General features: G+C 69.4%; 20 protein-coding genes. 7 read left to right on the top strand and 13 right to left on the bottom strand.

The genetic code is table 11. The annotated features are described in order from the left end of the window. Positions 1-174: 174 nt before the first annotated feature. From AC16DP_RS28025 to AC16DP_RS28000, 6 genes are all read right to left on the bottom strand, one after another. A complete protein-coding gene (locus tag AC16DP_RS28025) occupies positions 175-1,812 on the bottom strand; it encodes a long-chain fatty acid--CoA ligase (protein ID WP_329731566.1) in 1,638 nt (545 codons plus the stop codon). A 52-nt stretch (positions 1,813-1,864) separates the two neighbouring features. Then, a complete protein-coding gene (locus AC16DP_RS28020; RefSeq protein WP_329731565.1) occupies positions 1,865-2,839 on the bottom strand; it encodes an NADPH:quinone oxidoreductase family protein in 975 nt (324 codons plus the stop codon). Positions 2,840-2,984: 145 nt separating this feature from the next. Continuing rightward, a complete protein-coding gene (locus AC16DP_RS28015) occupies positions 2,985-4,832 on the bottom strand; it encodes a S8 family peptidase (RefSeq protein WP_329731564.1) in 1,848 nt (615 codons plus the stop codon). Positions 4,833-4,972: 140 nt separating this feature from the next. Further along, the gene (locus AC16DP_RS28010; protein WP_329731563.1) at positions 4,973-5,755 is read right to left on the bottom strand and encodes a DNA-methyltransferase; all 783 of its coding nucleotides are present in this window, start codon (positions 5,753-5,755) and stop codon (positions 4,973-4,975) included. A gap of 37 nt (positions 5,756-5,792) precedes the next feature. Further along, positions 5,793-7,655: a glycoside hydrolase family 15 protein gene (locus AC16DP_RS28005; protein WP_329731562.1), complete on the bottom strand. Its 1,863-nt coding sequence runs from the start codon at positions 7,653-7,655 to the stop codon at positions 5,793-5,795. An 86-nt stretch (positions 7,656-7,741) separates the two neighbouring features. Beyond that, a complete protein-coding gene (locus AC16DP_RS28000) occupies positions 7,742-8,266 on the bottom strand; it encodes a GNAT family N-acetyltransferase (RefSeq protein WP_329731577.1) in 525 nt (174 codons plus the stop codon). Between the two features lie 345 nt (positions 8,267-8,611). Between AC16DP_RS28000 and AC16DP_RS27995 the strand changes: the two genes are divergently transcribed. Further along, the gene (locus tag AC16DP_RS27995) at positions 8,612-9,856 is read left to right on the top strand and encodes a cytochrome P450 (protein ID WP_329731561.1); all 1,245 of its coding nucleotides are present in this window, start codon (positions 8,612-8,614) and stop codon (positions 9,854-9,856) included. 13 nt (positions 9,857-9,869) lie between these two features. Beyond that, positions 9,870-10,442, top strand: coding sequence for a flavin reductase family protein (locus AC16DP_RS27990; protein ID WP_329731560.1), 573 nt, complete (start codon positions 9,870-9,872; stop codon positions 10,440-10,442). A gap of 28 nt (positions 10,443-10,470) precedes the next feature. Here the strand turns inward: AC16DP_RS27990 and AC16DP_RS27985 are convergent, their stop codons facing one another. From AC16DP_RS27985 to AC16DP_RS27970, 4 genes are all read right to left on the bottom strand, one after another. After that, entirely contained in the window at positions 10,471-11,049 is a 579-nt protein-coding gene (locus tag AC16DP_RS27985) for a restriction endonuclease (protein ID WP_329731559.1), read from the bottom strand. 256 nt (positions 11,050-11,305) lie between these two features. Next, the gene (locus tag AC16DP_RS27980; protein WP_329731558.1) at positions 11,306-13,759 is read right to left on the bottom strand and encodes a glycoside hydrolase family 65 protein; all 2,454 of its coding nucleotides are present in this window, start codon (positions 13,757-13,759) and stop codon (positions 11,306-11,308) included. Continuing rightward, the gene (gene otsB, locus AC16DP_RS27975; RefSeq protein WP_329731576.1) at positions 13,756-14,568 is read right to left on the bottom strand and encodes a trehalose-phosphatase; all 813 of its coding nucleotides are present in this window, start codon (positions 14,566-14,568) and stop codon (positions 13,756-13,758) included. Before otsB ends, AC16DP_RS27980 begins: the two co-directional genes overlap by 4 nt. Before the next feature lie 3 nt (positions 14,569-14,571). Beyond that, a complete protein-coding gene (locus tag AC16DP_RS27970; protein ID WP_329731557.1) occupies positions 14,572-15,348 on the bottom strand; it encodes an HAD family hydrolase in 777 nt (258 codons plus the stop codon). Between the two features lie 319 nt (positions 15,349-15,667). Here AC16DP_RS27970 and epsZ point away from each other — a divergent pair, with 319 nt between their 5' ends. After that, the gene (epsZ, locus tag AC16DP_RS27965) at positions 15,668-17,236 is read left to right on the top strand and encodes an exopolysaccharide biosynthesis polyisoprenyl-phosphate hexose-1-phosphate transferase EpsZ (protein WP_483956891.1); all 1,569 of its coding nucleotides are present in this window, start codon (positions 15,668-15,670) and stop codon (positions 17,234-17,236) included. A 40-nt stretch (positions 17,237-17,276) separates the two neighbouring features. Here epsZ and sitI6 read toward each other — a convergent pair whose 3' ends face one another. Genes sitI6 through mgtE form a run of 3 tightly spaced genes read right to left on the bottom strand, consistent with a single transcriptional unit; the run spans position 17,277 to position 20,061 of the window. Further along, positions 17,277-17,996 (bottom strand): SitI6 family double-CXXCG motif immunity protein, encoded by a 720-nt coding sequence (gene sitI6 / locus AC16DP_RS27960; protein ID WP_329731555.1) that lies wholly within the window; start codon positions 17,994-17,996, stop codon positions 17,277-17,279. A gap of 7 nt (positions 17,997-18,003) precedes the next feature. Beyond that, positions 18,004-18,723, bottom strand: a complete 720-nt coding sequence (gene sitA6, locus AC16DP_RS27955; protein ID WP_329731554.1) for a SitA6 family polymorphic toxin lipoprotein — start codon at positions 18,721-18,723, stop codon at positions 18,004-18,006. 15 nt (positions 18,724-18,738) lie between these two features. Next, positions 18,739-20,061 carry a magnesium transporter gene (mgtE, locus tag AC16DP_RS27950; protein ID WP_329731553.1) on the bottom strand — a complete coding sequence of 441 codons (1,323 nt, stop codon included), beginning with the start codon at positions 20,059-20,061 and terminating at the stop codon, positions 18,739-18,741. Positions 20,062-20,187: 126 nt separating this feature from the next. Between mgtE and AC16DP_RS27945 the strand changes: the two genes are divergently transcribed. From AC16DP_RS27945 to AC16DP_RS27930, 4 genes are read left to right on the top strand one after another with little or no spacing between them, the layout of a single operon-like run. After that, entirely contained in the window at positions 20,188-21,831 is a 1,644-nt protein-coding gene (locus tag AC16DP_RS27945) for an oligosaccharide flippase family protein (protein ID WP_329731552.1), read from the top strand. Next, the gene (epsY, locus tag AC16DP_RS27940) at positions 21,828-22,463 is read left to right on the top strand and encodes an exopolysaccharide export protein EpsY (protein WP_329731551.1); all 636 of its coding nucleotides are present in this window, start codon (positions 21,828-21,830) and stop codon (positions 22,461-22,463) included. The genes AC16DP_RS27945 and epsY overlap by 4 nt, the downstream gene beginning before the upstream one ends. 4 nt (positions 22,464-22,467) lie before the next feature. Then, positions 22,468-23,688: a hypothetical protein gene (locus AC16DP_RS27935; protein WP_329731550.1), complete on the top strand. Its 1,221-nt coding sequence runs from the start codon at positions 22,468-22,470 to the stop codon at positions 23,686-23,688. A 12-nt stretch (positions 23,689-23,700) separates the two neighbouring features. After that, positions 23,701-23,874, top strand: coding sequence for a hypothetical protein (locus tag AC16DP_RS27930; protein ID WP_329731549.1), 174 nt, complete (start codon positions 23,701-23,703; stop codon positions 23,872-23,874). Positions 23,875-23,880: the final 6 nt, after the last annotated feature.

The raw sequence follows: 23,880 nt of genomic DNA, 5'->3' as shown, positions 1-23,880 counted from the left end.
CTTCGCGGGGAGCCCGGGTCAACTCGGCGTCAGGAGTGTCTCACGGCCCTGTCACGGACCGTGCGCGGCGCACTCACTCCCGGGATACGAGCGGGAGAGGAACGGACCTCCACCCGAGGACCCCGTCCTCCGGGGGGCTTCCGCGCGGGAAGCCCCCTGCGGTGACGGAGGACGTCAGTGGCCCTGGCGCTGCTTCTCGAGCAGGTAGTGGCCGTAGTCCTCGCGCAGCTTCGTCTTGAGGAACTTGCCGGTGGAGGTGCGCGGAATCTGCGGGACGAAGACGTAGTCATCCGGCAGCCACCACTTCACGAAGCGCTTCTCCAGGTGGGCGGCGAGCTCCTCCTTGGAGACGGACTGGCCGGGCTTGAAGACCACGGCGGCCAGGGGGCGCTCGTCCCACTTGGGATCCTTCGCGGCGAACACGGCGGCCTCGAGCACGGCCGGGTGGGCCATGAGGGCGTTCTCCAGGTCCACGGAGCTGATCCACTCGCCGCCGGACTTGATGACGTCCTTGGAGCGGTCTGTGATGCGCACGTAGCCGTCCGCGTCGAGCGTGACGACATCGCCCGTCTTGAACCAGCCATCCGGGGTGAAGCGGTCCGGGCCCTCGCCGCCGTAGTACGAGGAGGCGACCCAGGGCCCGCGCACCTCCAATTCACCCATGGTGGAGCCATCCCAGGGGAGCACCTTGCCCGCGTCGCTCACGTGGCGCACCTCGACGAGCGGGAGGGCAAAGCCTTGCGTGGCGCGGATGGCGAGCCGCTCCTCCTGCGGGAGGTGCTCGTGGTGGCGGCGCGGGCGCGCGAGGGTGCCCACGGGGTTGAGCTCGGTCATGCCCCAGGCGTGGGTGACGACGAGCCCATGGCGGTGGAGGAAGCCGGCGATCATCGCGGGAGGCGCGGCCGAGCCGCCGATGGCCATGGTGCGCACGGAGCGCAAATCCCAGCGCTTCGGCTCCTGATCCAACAGGGCGAGGATGCCGAGCCAGATGGTGGGCACCCCGGCGGCGAGGGTGACGTGCTCGCCGGCCATGAGATCCAACAGGGAGGTAGGGTCGAGGTGGGGCCCGGGGAAGACGAGCCGTGCGCCGGTGAAGACGGCGGCGTGGGGCATGCCCCAGGCGGCGGCGTGGAACATGGGCACCACGGGGAGGATGGCATCCGGCTCGCCGATGCCGAACGTGTCGGTCATGCACAGGGCGAGCGCGTGCAGCACACAGGAGCGGTGCGAGTAGAGGACGCCCTTGGGGTTGCCGGTGGTGCCGGAGGTGTAGCAGAGCATCGCCGCGGAGCGCTCGTCGAGCGCGGGCCACGCGAAGGAGTCCGGCTCGGGGGCGAGCAGCTTCTCGTAGTCGAGGCGGCCGTCGGGGGTGGGGCCGTCATCGGGGATGACGATGACGTGCTGCACGGAGGGGACGGCGGCGATGAACTTCTCGAGGAGCGGCAGCAGCGAGCGGTCCACGACGATGACGCGGTCCTCGGCGTGGCGGGCGATATAGCCGAGGTCGTTGGGGTGGAGCCGGAGGTTGAGGGTGTGGATGACGGCGCCCATGGAGGGCACGGCGAAGTAGAGCTCCAGGTGGCGGTGGTGGTTCCAGCTGAGCGAGGCCACGCGGTCGCCGGGCTTCACCCCGAGCCGGGCGAGCGCATGGGCGAGCTTGCAGGTGCGCCGGTAGAAGTCGGCGTAGGTGTAGCGGTGGAGCGTCCTGTCCGGCTGGCGGCTGACGATCTCCGAGCGGCCGAAGTAGGTGCGGGCACGCTCGAGGAAGTGGGTGAGCGTGAGCGGGAAGTCCATCATGCGTCCGGTGAGCATCGGTGCATCCCCCATGGGTAGAGGGCACCGATGCTACCTCCAAACGCGGGACTCACCCCTCCCGGAGACGCAGCACCACCTTGCCGGTGGCCTGGCGGGACTCCAGCTCGCGCAGGGCGTCGGCGGCCTGCTCCAGGGGGAACACCTTGCTCACCAGCGGCTCCACGAAGCCCTTGTCCGCGAGCCCGGCCAGCGCCTTGCCCACCTCGCCCGTGTACTGGGGCTTCTGCATGACGAAGGCGCCCCACGCCACGCCCACCACGTCGATGTTGTTGAGCAGCAGCTTGTTCACCTTCACCTCGGGAATGCGTCCGCCCGCGAAGCCCACCACCAGCAGCCGGCCCTCGGGGGCGAGGCACTTGAGGCTCTGGTCGAAGATGTCTCCGCCCACCGAGTCGAACACCATGCCCACGCCCTTGCCCTTCGTCGCGTCCATCACCCGCGACACCCAGTCACCCGAGGACAGGAAGGCCCGGTCCGCGCCCGCGCTGCGAGCCACCTCGGCCTTCTCCTCGGTGCTCACCACGCCGAACACCCGGGCCCCCGAGCCCCGCGCCACCTGGATGGCCGCCGTGCCCAGGCCGCCGGCTCCGCCGTGGATCAACACCGTCTCGCCCGTGCGCAACCGGCCGCGCTTGTGCAGCGCGAAATAGGCCGTGTGGTAGTTCATCACCGTGCCCGCGGCGGCCTCGAAGCTCCAGCCCTCGGGAATGCGGAACGTCATGTTCGGCGCCGCGGCCACCACGTCCGCCCAGCCACCGAGCAGGGTGAAGGCCATCACCTTGTCACCGGCCTTCACGCCCGCGCCCGCGGGAGCGCTGCGCACCACGCCGGCCACGTCCACGCCCGGCACGAAGGGCAGCGGCGGCTTCATCTGGTACTTGCCCTGGGTCAGCAGCAGGTCCGGGAAGCTCACCCCCGCCGCCACCACGTCGATGAGCACCTGGTCACCCGCCTCGGGCTCCGGCACGTCCACCAACTTCAGACCCTCGGGACCGTCCAACCTCTCGAGCTGCAGCGCGCGCATGATGTTGCTCCCCCGGCCCAACGTGTAAGGCCGCCCGAAATGTAGAGGGAGCACCTTACTCCGTCCAATCCACACGCGCCGCGAGTTCCCGGGAGGTGGGACAGGAACCCCCTCCCGTGAGCCCGCGGCGCGCGGTTGCCGCTGGCTAGTAGTACCAGCCGATGAGCGACACGTTGCTGAACGACCACGTCGAGCTATTGAAGAAGTTGAACTTCGGCCTCAGCTCGACGAACCACGTGCCGGGCGTCGCGCCGCCCTTGAAGCAGCTCTCCGTGTTTCCGGAGGCCGACGAGGTGCACTCCGCGCCGAAGCCCGGCACGCTGCCGGACCTGCCGCGCACGTCCACGTCACCCGTGCCGCCCCAGGTGTCGAACCGCACGTTCGTGTACCCGGCCGGCATGTCCAGCGTGTAGTAGCGGCGCTCGAAGATGTTCGCGGAGACGCCGGTGACCGACATGCCGTTCTGCAGCGGGTTGCTCCACACGCCCGCCACGCTCACGCCGGAGTAGGGGCTGTAGGCGCGGACCATGACGTACCAGGTGCCGGCCGGCGGGTTGAAGAAGGTGCACGTCTCCTGGTTTCCGCCCACGTACGGCCGGCAGGACCAGGTGCTCAGCGTCGGCAGGGAGCCGAACTGCACGTACATGTCGGCATCACCCGTGCCGCCCGACATGAAGAAGTCGAGCCGGGCCTGACCCGCCGGGACGTTGATGGCCTGGTACTGCACGTCGCCGTAGGTGTCCTGGCCGAGGCCGGCGTACACGGAGCCGTTGCTGAAGGTCTCGCCGACGAAGCCCGTGTACAGCAGCCGGTTGGGCGAGCCCGTGCCCGGGTTGCCCACCTTGTTCACCGAGGCGTTGGTGTTGATCATGTCCTGCACCTGGGCGGGCGTGGCGCCCGGCACCACGCGCAGGTAGCGCGCCACGGCGCCCGCCACGTGCGGGGTGGCCATGGAGGTGCCGCTCATGAACGTGGTGGCGTCATCCGCCGTGTAGTAGGCGGAGAGCACGTCCACGCCCGGGGCGAACAGGTCCACGCAGGTGCCCCAGCTGGAGAACGAGGCGCGCTGGTCGGCGCTGTCGGTGGCGCCCACGGTGATGGCCTCGGCCACGCGCGAGGGCGAGCGCAGGCAGGCGTCCTGGTTGAAGTTGTTGGCGGCGACGACGTACGTCACGCCCGCGCGGATGGAGGCGCGGATGGAGTCATCCAGGGCCTGGGTGGCCGGGTACTGGAGGCTCATGTTGGCCACGGCCGGCTTGATGTGGTTGGCCGTCACCCAGTCCACGCCGGCGATGGCTTCCGAGGTGGTGCCATTGCCGCTGCAGTTGATGACGCGCACGCCGTGCAGGGAGATGCTCTTGGCCACGCCGTAGGTGCTGCCGCCGATGGTGGCCGCCACGTGCGTGCCGTGCCCGTGGCAGTCATTGGCGCCGTTGCCGTCGTAGATGGAGGTGAAGTCCGCGGTGGCGTTGCCGCTGAACTCGGTGTGGGTGGCGCGGATGCCCGTGTCGAGGATGTACGCGTGCACCGAGGAGCCGCTGCTGGTGTAGGTGTACGCGGCGTTGAGCGGCAGGTTGCGCTGATCCACGCGATCCAGGCCCCACGGCGGGCTCGTCTGGGTGCTGGCTTCGATGGCGTGGGCGAGCGCGTCCTCCTCCACGTACTTCACCGCGGGGTCCTTCGCGAGCGCCCGGGCCTGGGCCTCGGACATGTTCACGGTGAAGCCGCGCAGGGCGTGCTCGAAGGTGCGGCCCACGCTGCCGGCATAGCGCGAGGCCAGGCCCCGGGCCACGTCCGGCACCTTCTCCGCCGCCACGCCGGGCGCCGGCTCCTTGAGCACGACGATGTACTGGCCGGGAACGGCGTTCTCCGAGGCCTTGAGGAAGTTCGAGGTGGTGCCAAGGGTCTCTCCCCCCTGCGGCTCCACTGGCTCGGCCTGCTCCGGCCCGCACGCGGACAGCGTGAGCAGGGCGGCGGAAACCACTGCCTTCATTGGACGCATCGTGACTCCTGGTGTTGGGACGGTTTGAATACCCGTATCACTCCAGGGAAGTCAAGTAAGGGCGGTATTCTCCAGCCTCCACGGAAAAACCATATGGATTGGTTTGGAAAATCCCTCCCCCGTCTGGCCACTCATCCGCTGCGGGCCAGGCGCATCGCCCGCGGGTCCTCCGTCTCCTCGGGCACCGCCCCCTCGGCGCGCAGCCGGGTGTGGGAGATGTCGAGGGCCTCGTCACAGATGTCGGTGCCCAGGAAGTCGCGCCCGAGCCGCACCGCCGCCACGCCCACCGAGCCCGAGCCCAGGAAGGGATCCACCACCACGTCCCCGGGCGAGCTGCTCTGGCGGATGAGCACCTCGCTGAGCGCGGGAGGCTTCTCGGCCGGGTAGCCGCGGTGGACGCGGGGCACGGGCAGCACGTCCGCCACGCCCAGGTCGCTCAACCGCCGCCGGCCCTTCTCGAAGAAGAGGATGAGCTCGTAGCGGGAGCGGTAGTGGTAGCCCATGCCGATGTGCTGCTTGTCCCAGACGATGGGCTTCCAGAAGCGGAAGCCCGCGGCCTCGGCGAGCGGCTTCGCGACGAACATCGTCTCGGGATCGCAGAAGAGATAGAAGTGCGAGTCCCGCTTGAGCACGCGCCAGACCTCGGCGAACAGCTCGGGGAAGCGCGCGTTGGGGAAGATTTGGAACCAGAGGTTGCTGGAGCCCTTGCTGCGCTTGAGGCGCGTGGTGGTGCCGATGGCGCGGTGCTTCTCGAGGGACTCGTAGGCGGGGTCGGTGATGACGAGATCCACGGAGGACTCCGGCAGGGAGCGGAGCCACTCGACGGCATCACTGTGCGACAAGCGGTAGCGGGACATGGGGAGGTGCACCGGGGACGACCGGCGCGAGGCCAGCGTACCCGGGGAGTATGACATCCCCGGCCGGCCGCCCTCCCCCACGGGCCGGACGGAACTATCCAGGAACGAGCAGCTCGAGACCCCTGGCCCGGGACAGGGCCCTGCGCTCGCGGCGCTCCTCGGCCTGGGTGATGGCCCACGCCGCGTTCACCAGGCCGATGTGGCTGAAGGCCTGCGGGAAGTTGCCCAGCAGCTCGCCGCTCTCGGGCTCCACCTCCTCGGACAGCAGCCCCACGTCGTTCACGTGCTCCACCGCCTGCGTGAACGTCTCCCGGGCCCGCTCCACCTCGTCCGCCAGGGCCTGGGCCTGTGCCAGCCAGAAGGTGCACAGGAAGAAGGTCCCCTCCTCGCCCACCAGCCCGTCCTCCGCGCGGTAGCGGTACACGAGCCCCCGGTCATCCGTGAGGTCCGTGGCGATCGTCTCCAGGGTGGCCCGCATCCTCGGCTCATTCGCCGGCAGGAAGCCGCTGATGGGCAGCATCAACACCGACGCATCCAGCACGTCCGAGTCGAAGGACTGGGTGAAGGCCCGCACGTCCTGGTTCCACCCGTGCTCCAGGATGGCCGCGCGGATGTCGCGCCGCACCCGCGCCCAGCGCCCCACGCGCTCCGCACCCGCGCCCAGCATGCCCTTCAACGCGAGCGCCCGGTCCATGGCCACCCAGCACATCAGCTTCGAGTAGAGGTGGTGACGCGGAGCGCCCCGCATCTCCCAGATGCCCTGATCCGGCTCGGCCCAGCGGTCCGCCGCCGTGTCCGCCAGCGTGCACAGGAATCGCCGTCCGGCCTCGTCGAGTCCCCCCAACTGCGGCTCCAGCCGGTGCGCCGCCGCGAGCACCTCGCCATAGACGTCCAGCTGCCGCTGCGTCCATGCGCCGTTGCCCACCCGCACCGGCCAGCTGCCCCGCCATCCGGGCAGGTGCGGCAGCACGCGCTCGCTCAGGTCCCGCTCGCCGCCAATGCCAAACATGATCTGCAAGTCCTCTCCCCGGCGCATCTGCGTCAGGGCCGAGGTGAGGAAGTCGAAGAAGCGCCAGGCCTCGTCCGGGCAGGCGGCCACCCAGAGGGCCTCGAGGGTGAGGCTCGTGTCGCGCAGCCACGTGTAGCGGTAGTCCCAGTTGCGCTCGCCGCCGACGGACTCGGGCAGCGAGGTGGTGGGCGCGGCGACGATGGCGCCCGTGGGCTGGAAGGTGAGGGCCTGCAGCACGCGGCCGCTGTGGTGGACCAGCTCGCGCCAGGGGCCCTCGTAGTTCTGGTGCATGTCCGACCAGCTGCGCCACCCCTCCACCGTGTCCTGCAGCCACGCCTGGAGCTCCTGCTGACTCCAGGCCCGCGGCGGCGGCGCCCACCACGCGCGGTGCTCCAGGGCGAAGCACACGGACTCGCCCGCCCGCAGGGTGAAGCGCCCGAAGGCACGGCAGTCGCCGAAGCGCAGACGCACCGGCGAGGAGAGCCGCAGCCGGTCCGCGCCACCCTGGGCCAGCACACCGCCCTCCACCTCGCGCAGCAGCGGGTGTACCAGGCCGTACTCGGGCCGGGGGCAGAACTCCGTCTCGAACTCCACCTGGCCCTCCACGCACATCACCCGGCGCAGCACCATGCCGGGCGCGCCCTCCCCCAGGTCGTGCCCACGCTTGCCCCGTCCCAGGGCCAGGGCCTCCACCTGCACGGCGATGCCGGTGGGCGTGTGGTGCAGCGTCTCCAGGACGAGCGTGCGCTCGAGGTAGCGCCGGTGCGAGCGGCCCTTCACCGGCCGCAGCACCCAGTGTCCGGCCTCGGCGCCCAGCAGCCGGCCGAACACGGCGGGCGAGTCGAAGCGCGGGTAGCACAGCCAGTCCACCGAGCCGCCACGGCTCACGAGCAGGGCGGAGTGGCAGTCGGACAGCAAGGCGTAGTCGGAGATGGGCGGCGCGCGCATGAGGGTCCCCCGTTCGCCCTGAATCTAGGCACGCGCTCGCGGGCTCCTCGTCCTCACCCCGGCGGGAGGGGGAGCGGGCACTCGCTTCAGTCCTGGAATCTCAGCACGTAGGCCTCGAGGTACACGCTGGGCGTGTCGAGGTCCGCCGAGGGCTCGCGGGTGAAGCCGCGGCGCTGGTACAGGCGCGCCACGCCCGCCGCGCCCCGGCGCACGTGCAGGCAGATGGCGGGCACGCCCCACTCCCGCGCCTTCCGCTCGGCCGCCTCCATCAGCGGGACGGACAGGCCCTGCCCGTGGAGCTCCACCGCGGTGGCCAGGTGCCGCAGGTCCGCCGCTCCCGGCAGCCACGCCTCCGAGCCGGGTGCTCCCGGCGGCCACAGCGCCACCGTCCCCACCACACGCCCCTCCAATTCCGCCACCAGCACCGTCGCCACCGCGCGTTTGCCCGCCGTGTCCCGGAGGCTCTGCTTGCGCGCGTCCGTGTACACCACCTCGGGTAGTTTCCGGGCGTACTGGGTCACGAATGCCTCCACCAGCAGCTCGCCGATGGCCGCGTCGTCCTCGGGCCGCGCCTCGCGGATGACCACCCGCTTCAACAATTCCGTGTCCATGCGCGCGAACCTGTACCACGGCCCGATCTGCTCGGCCTCCGAGGCCCCCACGCGCACGCCCCGTGACATCCCCCCGGTAATTCCCCACCTATTGGGTGCCACGTGACCCAGGAGTCCCCGGCTACCCTGCCCCGCGGATGCGATTCGAGCGGATTTGCTCCTTGAGACATACCCGGTCCTACAAGCGAAGGACGCCGGAATCCCAAGCTTTCGACCCTCGCGGTGTCGGCCAATGTGTTGCATCACGTGCTGGCCTGGCATCTGCATATCAAGCCTGGACAACGGTGCGATTCAGGCACACCCCGCCAGAGCTGTAACTGCTGGTGGATGTGAGGAGGGAACCCCATGGCGAGCGCGGCCCGGAAGCTTCAACTCAATCCTGTCGATCCGGAGAACCTGCTCAATCCGGTCCCCTTCTACAAGGAATTGAGAGAGAACGATCCGGTGCACTGGTCGGACGTGGTGCACGGGTGGTTCCTCACGCGCCATGAAGACGTGATGAACGGGCTGAGGGACTCGAGGCTGAGCGCGGACCGGGGCAAGGTGCTGGAGCACCAGTTCCAGATGATGGGGCTGAGCCCCGAGTCCATCCGCGAGGTGACGGACACCTTCAAGCGGCAGATGGCCTGCAAGGACGGAGCGGCCCACCTGAAGCCGCGGCGGCAGACGGCGGCGGCCTTCGCGCCGCAGGTGCTCGACAGCTGGCGGCCGCTCATCCACCGCACGCTGGTGACGCACCTGGACAAGCTGCGCGGCCGCCGCGAGGCGGACCTGGTGCCCGAGCTCTTCTACCAGATGCCGCCGCTCGTCATCGCGGAGCTGCTCGGCATCACCCCCGAGGACCGTGAGCGCCTGCAGCAGTGGGGCGAGGCGGTGACGCAGCTGACGAGCACGGGGGCGGCGAAGAACATCCTGGAAGTGGCCCGCCAGGCCAACGAGGGCCAGGCGAGAATCAACCAGTTCCTCACGAACCTCGTGGAGGAGCGCCGCCGGGAGCCGGGGAACGACCTCGTGAGCCACATGCTGCGCTCGCAGGAGCAGGGCGGCGGGATGACGACGGAGGAGATCGTGGCCAACACGAGCCTGCTGCTCGCGGCCGGTCACCTCACCACGACGGATCAGCTCAGCAACGGCCTGTACGAGCTGCTCACGCACCCGGAGCAGCTCGCGCTGCTGCGCAGGGAGCCCGCGCTGCTCAAGCCGGCCATCGAGGAGATGATGCGCTTCGCTCCGCCGGTGCCCTTCGTGCACCGCATCGCCGTGGACACCATCGAGCTGCGGGGCCGGACCATCCGCAAGGGCGACATCGTGTTCCTGGGGCTGGCGGCGGCCAACCACGATCCGGCGGCCTTCAAGGACGCGGAGTACTTCGACATCTCGAGGGATCCGCACCAGCAGAAGTCCATGAGCTTCGGCTTCGGGCCGCACCACTGCCTGGGGGCGGGCCTGGCGCGCCGCGAGCTGGAGATCGCCTTCGAGGAGCTGCTGCACCGCATGCCGGAGCTGCGCCTGGACGTGACGAAGCTGCCGCGCATCAAGTGTGGCGGGCTGCTCTTCCGCGGATTCGAGTCGCTGCCGGTGCGGTGGTGATACACCGCCGGGCATGAGAGTCCCGCTCGAGCTGCGCCGTGCCTACAAGCTGCTGAACCATGGCCCCACCACGCTCGTCACGAGTGCCGCCCACGGCCGCACCAACGTGATGGCGGCGGCGTGGGCCATGCCGCTCGACTTCGAGCCGCCCAAGGTGGCCGTCGTCATCGCCGAGAGCACCCTCACCCGCGAGCTGGTGGACGCGTCGGGAGAATTCACGCTGTGCGTCCCCACGCGCGCGCAGCTGGAGCAGGTGTACGCGGTGGGCTCGGTGACGGGGCGCGAGGAGGACAAGTGGGCGCTGTATGGGTTGAAGGCCGCGCCGGCCTCGCGCGTGAAGGCGCCGCTGGTGGAGGGGTGCGTGGGCTGGCTGGAGTGCCGCGTGCTCCCGGAGCCGGACGTGCAGCGCAAGTATGACCTGTTCATCGCCGAGGTGGTGGCGGCGTGGGTCGAGGACTCGGTGTGGAAGAACGGGAGCTTCGACTTCGAGGGCGCGGAGGAGCACCGCTCCGTGCACCACGTGGCCGGGGGCCTGTTCTTCACCACGGGCGAGCGGGTGCGGGCCCGCGGGACCGGGAAGGAGTGAGGAGAGCCTTCGCTCCCCCCTCACCGCCTCAGTGACCGTTGCCCGACATGACCGCTCGGGCATGGAGCTTCTTGAGCACCTCGTTGCGGTCCTTGGACAGCACCAGCTCCTCGAGGTCGTTCGGGCCCACGGGAACGACCAGCACGTCGTCCTTGCGGAAGGTCGCCGAGCGCGTGAAGAAGCCCTCCGTGAAGCCCCCCACGGCGACGAAGAAGCCGAGGCGGCAGCGGCCTCCCCGGTTCACGATCTTGTCGCGAAAGACGACGAGCTCACTGGGACCCACGGGCTTCGACCAGTTCTTGCACTCGACGATGACGTACTGGGACTGCTCGCCCACCCAGAACGCCTCGGAGGACTCGTTGCGGATGAAGATGTCGATCTCCTCATCCCTGCTCTTGCGCCGGGTCTCGACGTGCGTGAAGCCGTGCACGGTCTTGAAGAGGAGGACCATCAAGTCCTCCAACAGCTTGCCCTTCCTGTGGTGGTCCGCCTCGGTCCGCACGGCGTTCCACACGTCGCGAATCTCCTTCTCGCGGTCCTCGGCACTGAGCGCGGCGAGCCGGCGCTCCCGAATCGCCTCCGCGGCATTGCGGACCTTGACGCGCAAGAGCGCGGGCAGGGTGGGGACCTTCTCCAGGTAGTCGTAGGCCCCATTCCTCGACGAAGCTCATGGCGTATGGGCCATCTAGCAGAATGGCACTGCGGCGGATCCTCAAATGCACCCGCTCGGTCTCGAGACCCTCACCCCAGCCCTCTCCCAGAGGGAGAGGGAGCCTCCACGGATTCAACCCGGGGCACGTGGCCCCCTCACCCCGTCCCTCTCCCGGAGGGCGAGGGGAAATTGACGGCGTGAGGAGATGCGCTCACGGGCCCGCGCCGTGCAGCTCCGACTCGAGGGAGACCGGGGGTCTCTCGATGGGGAACTCCCGCGTCTCGCAGGACAGGAGCCGGTGGCGCTGGCCCCGCAGCGCGAACTCCAGCGGCGCGGGCGCGGGCCACCGGCTGTTGAGCACCAGCTTGTCCTGGGTGATCTCCACCTCCACCATGTGCTTGCGGTAGCGCAGCAGGAACTTCAGCCGCGTCAGCCCCTCGGGCAGGTTGGGGTTGAAGTGCAGCACGTCCCCGCGCACCTCGATGCCCGTATACGCCCGCTGCATCAGGTCCACCGTGCCGGCCATGGCGCCCAGGTGGATGCCCTCCGGCGTCGTCCCGCCCTGCACGTCCGAGATGTCGCTCCGCAACGCCTCGCTGAACAGCTTCCACGAGCGGGGACGGTCGCTTCGCGCCAGCACCCACGAGTGCACCACCCCGCTCAGCGTCGAGCCATGCGAGGCCCGCTGCATGTAGTAGTCCACCGTCCTCGGAATCATCTCGGGCTTGAACGGGTACCCCAGCCGCTCGAAGAGCTGCTCCAGCTCCTCCGCCGAGAACAGATAGAACAACATCAGCACGTCCGCCTGCTTCGACAGCTTGTAGCGGTTGGGCGAGTCCCCCTCGGCCTCGAGAATCCGGTCCAGCCGCTGGATGTCGCCATAGCGCGCCCGGTAGGACTCCCAGTCGAACTCCTCGAGCTGCTCGTAGCCCTCGAACTGGCTCAGCACGCCGTCCTCGTGGAACACCAGCCGCATCTTCCGGCTCACGTCCTCCCAGTGCGCCAGCTCCTCCTGTCCCAGCTCCAGCGTCTCGAGCAGCTCATCCCGGCGCTCGCCGGGCAGCAGCGGGAGCACCTCCAATCCCTTGCACAGCACCCACACCGCCATGAGGTTCGTGTAGGAATTGTTGTCGAGCCCCGGCTCCGGCCGGTCCGGGTAGCCCGTGTGGTACTCGTCCGGCCCCATCACGCCGAGGATTTCGTAGCGCCGCAGCTCGGGGTTCCACCGGGCCATGCTCGCCCAGAAGCGCGCGAGCTCCAGCAACATCTCCGCCCCGTAGAAGTAGAGGAACTCGGTGTCCGCGGTGGCCTGGTAGTACTGCCAGACGTTGTAGGCGATGGCCGCGTTGATGTGCCGCTGCAGCCACGTCACGTCCTGCACCCACCGCCCCGAGCGGGGATTGAGATGCACCCGCTGGCTCTCCTCGCGCCCGTCGCTGCCACTCTGCCAGGGGAACATCGCCCCGCGGAAACCGGCCTCGCGTGCGGCCTCGCGCGCCCGCCGCAACCTCCGGTGGCGATAGCGCAGCAGCGACCGCGTCAGCGCCGGCAGCCGCAGGTTGAGGAACGGGAAGATGAACAGCTCGTCCCAGAAGATGTGGCCCCGGTACGCCTCGCCGTGCCAGCCGCGCGCCGGCACCCCCACGTCCTGGTCGATGGTGTGCGGGGACACCGTCTGCAGCAGGTGGAAGATGTGAAGCCGCAAGGAGGTGTGGAGATGGTCCGGCTCGGCCACCTCCAGGTCCAGGTCGCTGCGGCGCCACAGGTGCGACCACTCCCGCACGTGCGTGGTCACCAGCTCGTCGAAGCGCGCGGGCGCCTGCTCCACCGCGTGCCGGGCCGCCATCGCCGCCTCCGACACCGCCAGGTCCCTCGACGAGTACAACGCCACCACCTTCTCCACCGCCAGCCGCTGGCCCTCGCGCAGCTCCACCGTGAGCTCGTGCGCGAGGTAGCCCTCCTCCACGGCGAGCCCCCGCTGCACCTTCGCCGGCTGCCCCTCCACGTACAGCCGCGTCCGCGCCGCCTCGGCCACCTCCACGCGCGACTGCACCGTCTCCACCTCGAGCAGCAGCGTCTCCGCGTCCAGCTCCTCCGTCACCAGCGTCCGCAGGTGCTTGCAGTTGAGCTGCCGGTAGCGCGGCACGCCGCCATTCACCACGCGCCCGTCCAGCGCCGAGCGCACGTGCACCCGGCCGCTCCAGTTCTCCGGCACCAGCACCAGCTCCTGCCCCGCCAGGTGCTTGTCGCGCATGTGCACGAAGCGCCGCTGCTCCACCCGCGTGCGCCGTCCCCGCTTGTCCTCGAAGCGCAACGTGCGCAGCAGCAGCCCGCGCGCCAGGTCCAGCACCTGCCGGTACTCCAGCAGCCGCACCGCCTGCGCGTTGAACCAGTCACCGCCCTCCAGCCGGAAGGTGAGCGGCAACCAGTTGGGCATGTTCACCAGGTCCTCGTTCTCCACCACCCGCCCGGCCAGGTCCGTCTTCAGCCGGTTGTACCCGCCCGCCAGGTACGTCCCCGGGTAGTGTGTCTCGTCCGCCTCGGCCTCCGGCGCCGCCCCGCGCGTGGCGAAGTAGCCATTGCCCAGCGTGCACAGCGCCTCGCGCAAGCCCTCCTTGCCCGGCTCGAAGCCCTCGTAGGTGAACAGCCAGTGCTCCCCATTCATCGCACCGCCCCTCCGGCCCGGGTGATGAGCCGCTCGAGGAACTGGCGCACCTCCTCCACGTCCTCCAGCGCGTAGTCCGCCGCCGTGGGCCGCTCCACCTCGCCCCGCACCACCAGCCCGAGTCCCCTCCCCGCCAGCATCTGGAAGGCGTCCTCGTCCGTGAGGTCATCGCCCGCGTACACCGGCAGCACGTCCCGGCTCTCCAGGACCAGGGCGCGCAGCAGCCACTGCACCGCCCGGCCCTTGTGCCAGTCGATGTCCGGCTGCACCTCGAACACCTTCTTCCCGCCGCCCTTGCGCAGCCGCGGGTGGCGCGCGAGCACCGCGTCCACCAGCCCCTCCACCTCCGCGTACCGGGCCTCCTCCACGTGCCGCCAGTGCACGGCCACGCTGAAGCGCTTGCGCTCCAGCTTCGCGCCCGGAATGGCCGCCAGGCCCGACGCCAGCTCCCGCTCCGCCGCGTCCAGCTCCGGCAGCAGCGCCCGGCCCTCCTCCAACTGGAAGGTCTGCCCGCCCGGCCCCTGGATGTCGAAGCCGTGGCTGCCCGCGTAGTACACGCCCGTCAGCCCCACGAAGTCCTCGAGCACCGTCAGGTCCCGCCCGCTCACGATGGCCACCGGGTAGTGCCGGGCCAGCGCCACCAGCGTGGACACCATGTCCTCCGACAGCCGCGCGTCCTCCGGGTTGGGCACGATGGGCGAGAGCGTGCCGTCATAGTCGAGGAAGAGGGCCACCCGCCGGCCCTCCAGCCGCCGCGATACCTCGTCCCACCGCGCCAGCGCCGAGGGCACTTCCCGTATCGGCCGCATCACTCAGGGCTCTCCTTCCTCCACCTTCACGGTGGCCAGGTGCGCCACCTCCACGTCGGCGCCGGCCCGCACCAGCGCGCCCTCCGGCCCCGCCCGGCGCACGCCGAGGACGAGACCGAAGCGGCCTCGCCTGCCCGCCTGCACACCGGCCTGCGCGTCCTCCAGTACCACGGCGCGCGCCGGGGGCACGCCCAACCTCCGTGCCGCTTCCAGGAACGTGTCCGGGGCTGGCTTGCCCGGCAACCCGAGCCTGCCCGCCTCCACCCCGTCCACCCGGGCGTCGAAGAGGTGCGCGAGCCCGGCCGCCCGCACCACCGCCTCGCAGTTGCGGCTCGCGGACACCACCGCCGTGCGGAAGCCCGCCGCCCGCAGCCGCTCCAGCAGCCCCACCGCGCCCTCGAACACCTCCACGCCCCGCTGCGCCAGCGCCTCGAGGAAGTAGCCATTCTTGCGCTTGCCCAGCCCCCGCACCGTCTCCGTCTCGGGGCCGTCCTCCGGCGAGCCCTCGGGCAGCGTGAGGCCCCGGCTCCCGAGGAAGCAGCGGATGCCGTCCAGTCGCGGCCTGCCGTCCACGTAACGCTGGTAGTCCTCCGGGGTGAAGGGCTGGAAGGGCCCAGGCCGCGCGTGTGACGCCAGGTACGCGTCGAACAGGCGCGTCCACGCCTCGGCATGCACCTGCGCCGTGCGCGTCACCACGCCATCCAGATCGAACAGGGCCGCGTCCAGCTCACGGCGCGACAGCACCACGGCGGCGGAAACGGGCGGCTCGGAGGTGGGCATGGCGGTGACTCCCGTGGAGGACCCAACACGTCCTTTTCATGACCTGCACATCCCATGCCCCTACAAGAGCGGCGCGTGTGTGATGGGACTGCGGGGCGAATCCGTGTCCACTTGGAGCAACAATCAAAATGTAAAAATCCAGGGAGGGTTGACGGATTTCGGGACAGCCTTCTACGCTGCGCAACGCGCAACGAAGGGGGTGTGCCGTCTTAACAGTTCGCGATCCCTGGCTTTTTGCGGACGTCGCGGGCCCCTATCATGCGGTTCTGTTGGCGTTGAATCAGGGAAGGCTTCCATGCGACCCGCATCTCAAGTTGACGTGACCACGAGCGAGCCGCCATCGACGAGCGCGCGCGCGGGTGCGGAGACCCCACCCAATGGGTTGGCTCCCGCCGAGACGCCGCCGCCGGGGCTGGGCCCCGCCGAGACGCCGCCGCCGGGCCTGGCGCTGGAGACGACGGAGAAGCTGTCCGTGGTGAGCCCCAAGCGCGCCGAGTCGCTGCCCTCGCGCTTCGCGCCGGGGTTCGCCGCCAAGCTGAACCTGGCGGTGGACGTGGTGCTGGTGGTGGCCGCGCTGCTCATCTCCACGACGATGATGGGGCACGACCTGCACCTGGAGCGCACGGATGTGTGGGTGCTGCTCGGGGTGGGCGTGGTGGCGTGGCTGGTGGTGGGCACGGCGCTGTGCCTCTATGACGTGCGCTTCGCGGACCGCGAGCGGCTGGATGACCTGGCGCTCATCTCCATCCAGGTGATGGTGGTGACGGTGGTGCTCTTCGTCACGCGTCTGGTGATGGGGACCGAGTCGTGGATCGTCGCGCTGAGCCTGTTCCCGCCGCTGTTGTGGCCGTCGGTGGCGCTGTTGCGCCTGAAGCTGTTCCGCAACCTGTCGGGGCAGGAGCAGCCGCTGGACGAGGTGCTCATCCTGGGCGTGGGAGCCATGGGCCGGCTCACGGGCGAGGACCTGAACGACAAGCACCGGCGCAAGGTCATCGGCTTCCTGAGCTTCAGCAACGAGACGGCCTCGACGGCGCCGCCGGCGCCGCTGTTGGGGACGGTGAAGGACCTGGAGCACATCCTGTGCACGGTGCCGGTGGACGAGGTCTACATCGCCGGCAACATGCTGAAGCACTCGGCGGAGATGCAGGCGGCGGTGAAGCTGTGCGAGAAGTTCGGCCTGCCCTTCGCGCTGCCGGCGTACCACATGCGCTTCGACCGGGCGCGGCCGGTGGATGACCATGCGATTTCCGACGGCTACCTGCACTTCATGACGCATGTGTTCCGGCCGCACCAGATGGCGCTCAAGCGGCTGTTCGACATCGTCAGCTCGGCGGCGGCGCTGGCGGTGCTCTCGCCGCTGCTCATTGGCGTGGCGCTGGGGGTGAAGTTCACCAGCCGCGGGCCCATCTTCTTCAAGCAGAAGCGCGTGGGGCTGCACGGCAAGACGTTCCACATGCTCAAGTTCCGCTCCATGGTGGTGAACGCCGAGGAGCTGAAGGCGAAGCTGGAGGCGATGAACGAGCAGACGGGTCCGGTCTTCAAGATGAAGAACGATCCGCGCATCACGCGGATTGGCCGGTTCATCCGCAAGTACTCCATCGACGAGCTGCCGCAGCTCATCAACGTGCTGCGCGGCGAGATGAGCGTGGTGGGTCCGCGTCCGCCGATTCCGAGCGAGGTGGAGAAGTACGCGGCGTGGCAGCGGCGGCGGTTGTCGGTGCGCCCGGGCCTGACGTGCATCTGGCAGGTCTCCGGCCGCAACCAGATTTCGTTCGAGGAGTGGATGTACCTGGACATGCAGTACATCGACCACTGGAGCCTCAAGAACGACATCAACCTGATCCTCAAGACGGTGCCGGTGGTGCTGACCGGCAGCGGCGCGAGCTAGTCAGGGCGGAGGCAAGACGCCAGGTCCCGAGGCAGGGGACTCAGCGCACGGGGAGCTCGCGCAAGGAGAACTCCTCGAAGCCCAACCGGTTCAGGGTGTCGGCGAAGCGCTCGGTGATGACGATGACGTTGGTGAAGTTGCGCAGCCGGAATGCGTCCAGGTGCTCCGGCAGCGAGGCCCCGTCGAGCAGGGGCTGCTTGGGCAGGGGGAAGCGATAGCAGCCACACGTGCCGCAGGGGTCGACCTTGCCGGGTGGCAGGCAGTCCGGGTGGAAGAGGCCATGCATCTCCACCTCCAGTTCCAGTAACTCCGGCGCGTTCCTCTGCCTGAAGCGAAGGCCGGTGCGGACCCCCTTCAATTCCCGCAGACCCTCCGCATGGAGCTCATCCAACGCCTCGCGGCGGATGAGCACCGTGTCGCCGTCCAGCGTGTAGAGCTGCGCGAAGCGGCCATGCGCCGAGCCGGTGAGTGGACCGAAGCTGGCTCCAGGAGCCAGACGCGCCCAGGCCGGAGCCAGCGGCTTCACCAGTTGCCTCAAGCGTTCGAACTTCTCGACGTCCGTTTCCTGCCAGGCGTCTTCGAGCTGCTTCGCCGCTGGCAATCCCGAGAGGTCGACGCTTGGGTAGAACTCCAAGCCAACGCAGTCCCCACCGCATGTGGGGCAATGCAGCCCGGGCAGGCCCCATCTCCGCTCAGCCCTGTATTCCCCCGTGTAGCGCACGCTCTCGTACGAAACAGAGTCCAGCCGGTAGTACTTCATCTTCTCCTCAGAATGGGATGGGGGGAGGCAACTGCGTCTTGCCATAATACGGCTGCAGGGGAGCCATCAGGCCGAAGCGCACACACAGCTCCCAGGCATGCTTCCAGATTTCTTCCTTCGTCGCGGTTTCTTCATTCGCCGCCTTGAATTGCCGCCACGCCGCGTTCCAGGGACCACCACGCTCACCACAGTGGATGCGCTGGTGCTGCTCTGTCTCGATCCACATCGTCCATTGATGGATGTTGATACCCCTGCGTTCGAACCACTTCTTGAACTCCTGCGGGAAGATGTGGTGCTTCTCGTGAGGCCGGTTCAGCTTCCTGTTGGCCTCCTCGATGAGCTGCTTCTGACTCGGCAGCAGGTTGCGGAGGTGGTGGTTCCTCCAGGGGATGATGAAGACGGCCCCCTGCTCCCGTTGCAGCGGCAGCGGCCGGCCCCAGTACCGCATGGGTGAACCGCTGTAGCCGGGCGGGTACACACCCAGCCCCTGCAGGTCGAACACCTGCACCACGCCGCCGGGCGCGGCCTCCGCTCCCTCGCTCACGGCCATGGCGTCGGCCACGTCCTCGCAGCGGAAGAAGCCGCACACCTCCTCGTCACAGAGGACGGTCAGGCACGTCCCGGCCGCTTCCCGCTCCGCCTCCTGCTCGCGCAGCGCCGGCTCCGAGGCCGCGCACCCGGCCAGCAACACACTGAGCAGCAACCCCCACGGTCTCTTCTCGTTCATGAAGCCCCTCGCCGGCTACAGCAGCGTGCCGCGCAGGAGGATGGCGGCCACGGTGAAGTAGATGACGAGCCCGGACACATCCACCAGCGTGGCCACGAAGGGCGCCGAGGCGCTCGCCGGATCGAATCCCAGCCGCCGCAGCGCGAAGGGCAGCATGGAGCCGGAGAGCGTGCCCCATGTCACCACGCCCACCAGCGACGCACCCACCGTCATCGCCACCAGCAAGGCGTGCTCGCCGTAGGTGTGGAAGAGCGCCTGCCAGATGAGGATGCGCGCGATGCCCACCACGCCCAGGATGGTCCCCAGCGCCAGCCCCGCCAGCACCTCGCGCCGCATCACCCGCCACCAGTCGCGCAACCGCACCTCGGAGAGCGCCAGCGAGCGGATGATGAGCGTGGTGGCCTGACTCCCCGAGTTGCCTCCCGAGCTGATGATGAGCGGCACGAACAGCGCCAGCACCACCGCCCGGGCGATCTCCTCCTCGAAGTGGCCCATGGCGGTGGCCGTGAGCATCTCGCCCACGAAGAGCACCAGCAGCCAGCCCGCGCGCTTCTTCAGCATGTCGAGGAGGCCCACCTCGAAGTAGGGCGCGTCCAGCGCCTCCATGCCGCCCACCTTCTGGATGTCCTCGGTGGCCTCCTCCTGCACCACCTGCACGATGTCGTCCACCGTGACGATGCCCTTCATCCGCCGCTCGGCATCCACCACCGGAATGGCCATCAGGCCCTGTTCGGCGAAGAGCCGGCCCAGGGCCTCCTGGTCCGTGTTCTCGGTGACGGTGAGCACGTCGCGCCGCATCACCTCCTCCACGCGCTTGTCCGGGGCGGCCTGGAAGAGCTGGCGCAGCGACACCACGCCGAGCAGGTGCTGCCGCGCGTCCAGCACGTAGGCGTAGTAGACGGTCTCCACCTTCTCGCGCGTCTGCCGGCGCAGGTAGCCGATCGCCTCGTCGATGGTCATCTCCGGCCGCACCCGCACGAAGCGCGGGTTCATCAACCCACCGGCCACGTCCTCCTCGTAGGCCTGGAGCACCTGCACCTCGCGGCGCGTGGCCTCGTCCAGCTCCCGCAGCAGGGCGTCCCGGTGCTCGGCGGAGACCGACTGCACCACGTCCACCGCGTCATCCGGGGCCAGCAGCCGCATCCACGTGCGCCGCTCGCCCGGGGCCATGGCCAGGATGAGCTCGGCCTGCTCCGGCGCGGACAGCGACAGGAAGAAGTCGTCCGCCGTGGCGTGGGGCACCAGCTTGAAGCTCTCCACGCGCTCGTCCCGCGAGAGCGCGGGCCAGGCATCACGGAGCTCATGCGGGAAGATCGGCTCGGGCTCGAACGTCTCCATGGAGCCCTCCTACCAGCAAGCCGGGCGGCCAGGCAGTCACCCTGTCGGCCACCCCACAGGGCCTTCTCAGGGGGTGAGAAGCCCGGCCGCCCGCTCTACAGACATGTATCCGTGTATTTGACGGGGGTGTACCTGTGTCGTTCACTGCGCTCGGCCATTCCTGTCGAGGTACCCGTCATCGAAACGCCCCAGACGAGCGAGGCGGCCACCCCGCGGGCCGTGCCCGCGCCGGTGGACACCCACACGCCCCTGCGCAACGCCCTGAAGCTGGGTGGGTCGCTGCTGGTGACGTACGTCATCGGATTTGGCCTGCAGGTGCTGGTGCCCCGGCTCATGGGGCCGGAGAGCTTCGGCCAGTACAACTGGGCCACTGGCACCGCCGCCGCCTTCTTCATCCTCAGCGCGCTGGGCCTGGACGTCTACATCCGCAAGGAGGTGGCCGTCCGCAAGCAGCACGCCAACGAGTTCTTCGGCGGCACCCTGCTGTTGCAGGGGGTCCTCGCGGTGGTGCTGCTGGGCGCCCTGGCCGTGGTGATGCACATGCGCGGCGCGCCTCCCGAGGTGCGCACCCTGGCGCTGCTGCTCGGCGTCTACCAGTTCTTCTTCCGCCTCAACGCCATCCTCGCCGCGCTGCTGCATGCGCACGAGAAGGTGGACGGCCTGTCCGTGGCCCACGTCCTGATGAAGTGCATCTGGGGCTTCGGGCTGGCCGCGATGCTGCTGCTCCGCGCGCCCCTGCCCTGGCTGGCCGCGCCCTTCATCGGCGCGGAGCTCTTCAAGGCCGTCTTCCTCTTCCGCCTCACGCGCCAGCATGCCGGGCTGCGGCTGAACGTGGACCTGCGCGCCACCGCCGCGGCGCTGCTGGCCGCCCTGCCCTTCTTCCTCAACGACGCGGCGCTCGCCAGCAACGGGCCGCTGGACGTCTTCGTGCTGGGCACCCTCGCGAACACCACCGAGGTCGGCTACTACGGCGCCGTCTGGGGCATCGCGGGCATGACGATGCTGCTCTCGCCCATCCTCGGCTGGGTGCTGCTGCCGATGATGTCCCGCGCGGCGGCGAGCTCCGAGGAGGAGTTCGTCCGCATCCTCCGCCGGGGGCTCGAGGGCATCGTCTCGCTGTCCGTGCCGGTGACGCTCGCGCTGGCGCTGGGTGCCGAGACGTGGGTGCGGCTGCTCATTGGCGAGGCCTACCTGCCGGCGGCGCCGGTGCTGCGGCTGCTGGCCCCCATCTTCGTCTTCACCTACGTGGCCACGGTGTGCGGCAGCTGGCTGATGGCGGCCAACCGTCCGTGGACGGTGACGCGCACCACCGTGCTGGCCGTGGGCCTCAAGCTGGTGCTCAACCTGGTGCTCATCGGCCCCTTCATGCAGTGGCGGGGCGTCACGGGGGGCGCGAGCGCCGCGGCCACCTCCCTGGCCCTCTACGAAGTCGTCGTCACCATCGTCCTCGTATACGCCATCGGCCCGAAGGCCTGGGACACGCGGAGCCTCGCCGTGCTGGGCAAGACGGTGGGGGTGTGCGCCGCCGTCACCGCCGCCCACCTGCTGATGGGCCAGCTGGGGCTGGACGCGCGCGACCTCGTCCGCGGCCTCGCCCGGCTCGTCGTGGACGGCCTGCTCTACGTGTCCCTCATCCTCCTCACCGGCGCGGTGCGCAAGGACGAGGTGCTCGGAGTGGTGCGCATGGTGCGCAACCGCCGCAAGTCCCCGCCCGCCGCCGGCACGCCTCCCTCCGGTCCGCCTTCCTCCGACGAGGTCCGCGCCGCATGAAGCCCTCCATGAGCCTGCCCTCCTCCCACGCCCTCCGCCGCTGGTCCCTGCTGGCCACGCTCCTGCTGCTGCCCGCCTGCTACAAGCCGGGCCGCTTCGTCTGGGTGGACGACTACCGCGAGCCCACGACCCAGCAGCAGGACGACAGCTACCTCATCCGCAAGGGCGACGTCCTCAACGTCAACGTGTGGAACCAGCGTGACATCTCCTCGCGCCTGCGCGTGCGCGACGATGGCCGCATCAGCCTGCCGCTGCTCAACGACGTGGACGCCGCCGGCATGACGCCCGCCGCGCTCGCCCGCGCCATGGAGGCGAAGCTCAAGGACCTGGTGGCCAACCCCGTCGTCACCGTCATCGTGGACGAGGCCCAGCCCATCAAGATTTCCGTGCTCGGCGAGGTGCGCAACCCGGGCAAGAAGCTGCTCGAGTCCGGCTCCGGCCCCCTGCAGGCGCTCTCCGAGGCCGGCGGTTTCACCGACTACGCGCGCGACGACGCCATCTACGTGCTGCGCAAGGAGCCCGGCTATGCCACGCCGGTGCGCATCCGCTTCACCTACGAGGCCCTCACCCGCAGCGAGGGCTCCGCGCCCACCTTCCGCCTGAAGACGGGCGACGTGTTGGTGGTGGAGTAGCCGCATGGCGCTGCCCGCACTGGCCCTCGGCTGGCTGCTGGTGGCCTCCGCCCCGGCCGTCAAATACAAGGCCTCGGCCCGCGTCGAGTCCGTGGCCCGCACGAAGCTGCTCACCGAGACGTCCGCCTCCCCCGTGGTGACGGACCTGATGCTCGTGCCGCGCTTCGAGGGCTACCTCTACACCAACCGCCTCGACGTCAAGCTCATCTACGAGCCGCAGTTCCTCATCCGCCAGTCCTTCATCAAGCCGTCGCTGGAGATCCTCCAGTCCGTCTACACGCGCGCGGACTACAAGCTGCGCCGCGACTTCTCGCTCATCGCCGTCCACACCACCACCTTCGGCGCCTTCCCCTTCGAGGACTACGCGGGCGTCGGTAAGATCGGCCTGCCGGCGACCCCCGTGGGCGCGACGAGCCGCACGGACAGTGCATACGTCTACACGGAGACGGCGGCGGGTTTCTGGACGTCGCTCGGCATCAAGCGCCTGTCGGTGGCCGGTACACTCGGTTGGGTCGTCAACGGTCTGCTGGAGGGTCCCGTGCGCCCCCTGCGGCGCGGCAGCGCGGCCTACCCGCAGCAGCGCTACCCCGAGCTGCGCCTCCAGTCCTTCTATGGCGCCACGCGGCGCGACTACTTCACCCTGTCGCTGTACGGCCGGGACGTGGAGTTCTCCACCGGCAACCGCGACTCCGTCCTCCAGTTCGCCCCCGGCATCCAGCACCAGTTCACCCCCCTGGTGGACCTGAGCCTGGAGTCCGGCATCGCGGTGGGTCGGGTCTACCCCCGGCGACCAGACGAGTTGCCGACCCACCTGGCGATGCCCACCCTGGAGGCTACCCTCAACACCCCCATCCCCCTTGGCAACCATTGGCCGGTGAAGGCCAAGGTGCGCGCGCGTTACCTGCCCTACATGGATCCCCTGAGTACCAAGCTCATCCCCCGGGCCGACGCGGGCCTGGAGCTGGAATGGAAGGGCCGGCGCGAGGCGAAGGTGCTGGCGAAGCTCCGCTATGCCCACCCCTTCACCACGGGGGTCCACCGGGACGATGCCGAGGCGCGCGCCGAGGTGGAGGCGCTGTGGCCCCTGCCGTTCTCGCGCTACTTCTTCGCCCAGGGCAAGGGCGTGTACACCTGGACGAAGCACGTGGTCATCGGCAGCCAGCCAGCCGTCCAGTGGTACACCAGTGTTGGATTGGTGGTCCGCTATGATCGTGGTAGGCTTTAGGCGCACCAGGCCATGAAGAAGTTCATCCTGATGTCGGTGCTATACGCCGTCCTCATCCTGCCGAGCCTGGCGGCGCGCGAGCGCAACGCGGTGCGTGGCGTAAAACGGGCGGTGGCTCTGTTCGTGGCGTACAACTTCCTCTACGCCTTCCTCGTCCTATCGGTTTGGACGCAAATGGAAGACTGAGAAAAA

The sequence above is a fragment of the Archangium sp. genome, assembly GCF_057119385.1.
The sequence above is the reverse complement of the archived record's forward strand: the minus strand, read 5'-3'. Positions and strand labels throughout refer to the sequence as shown.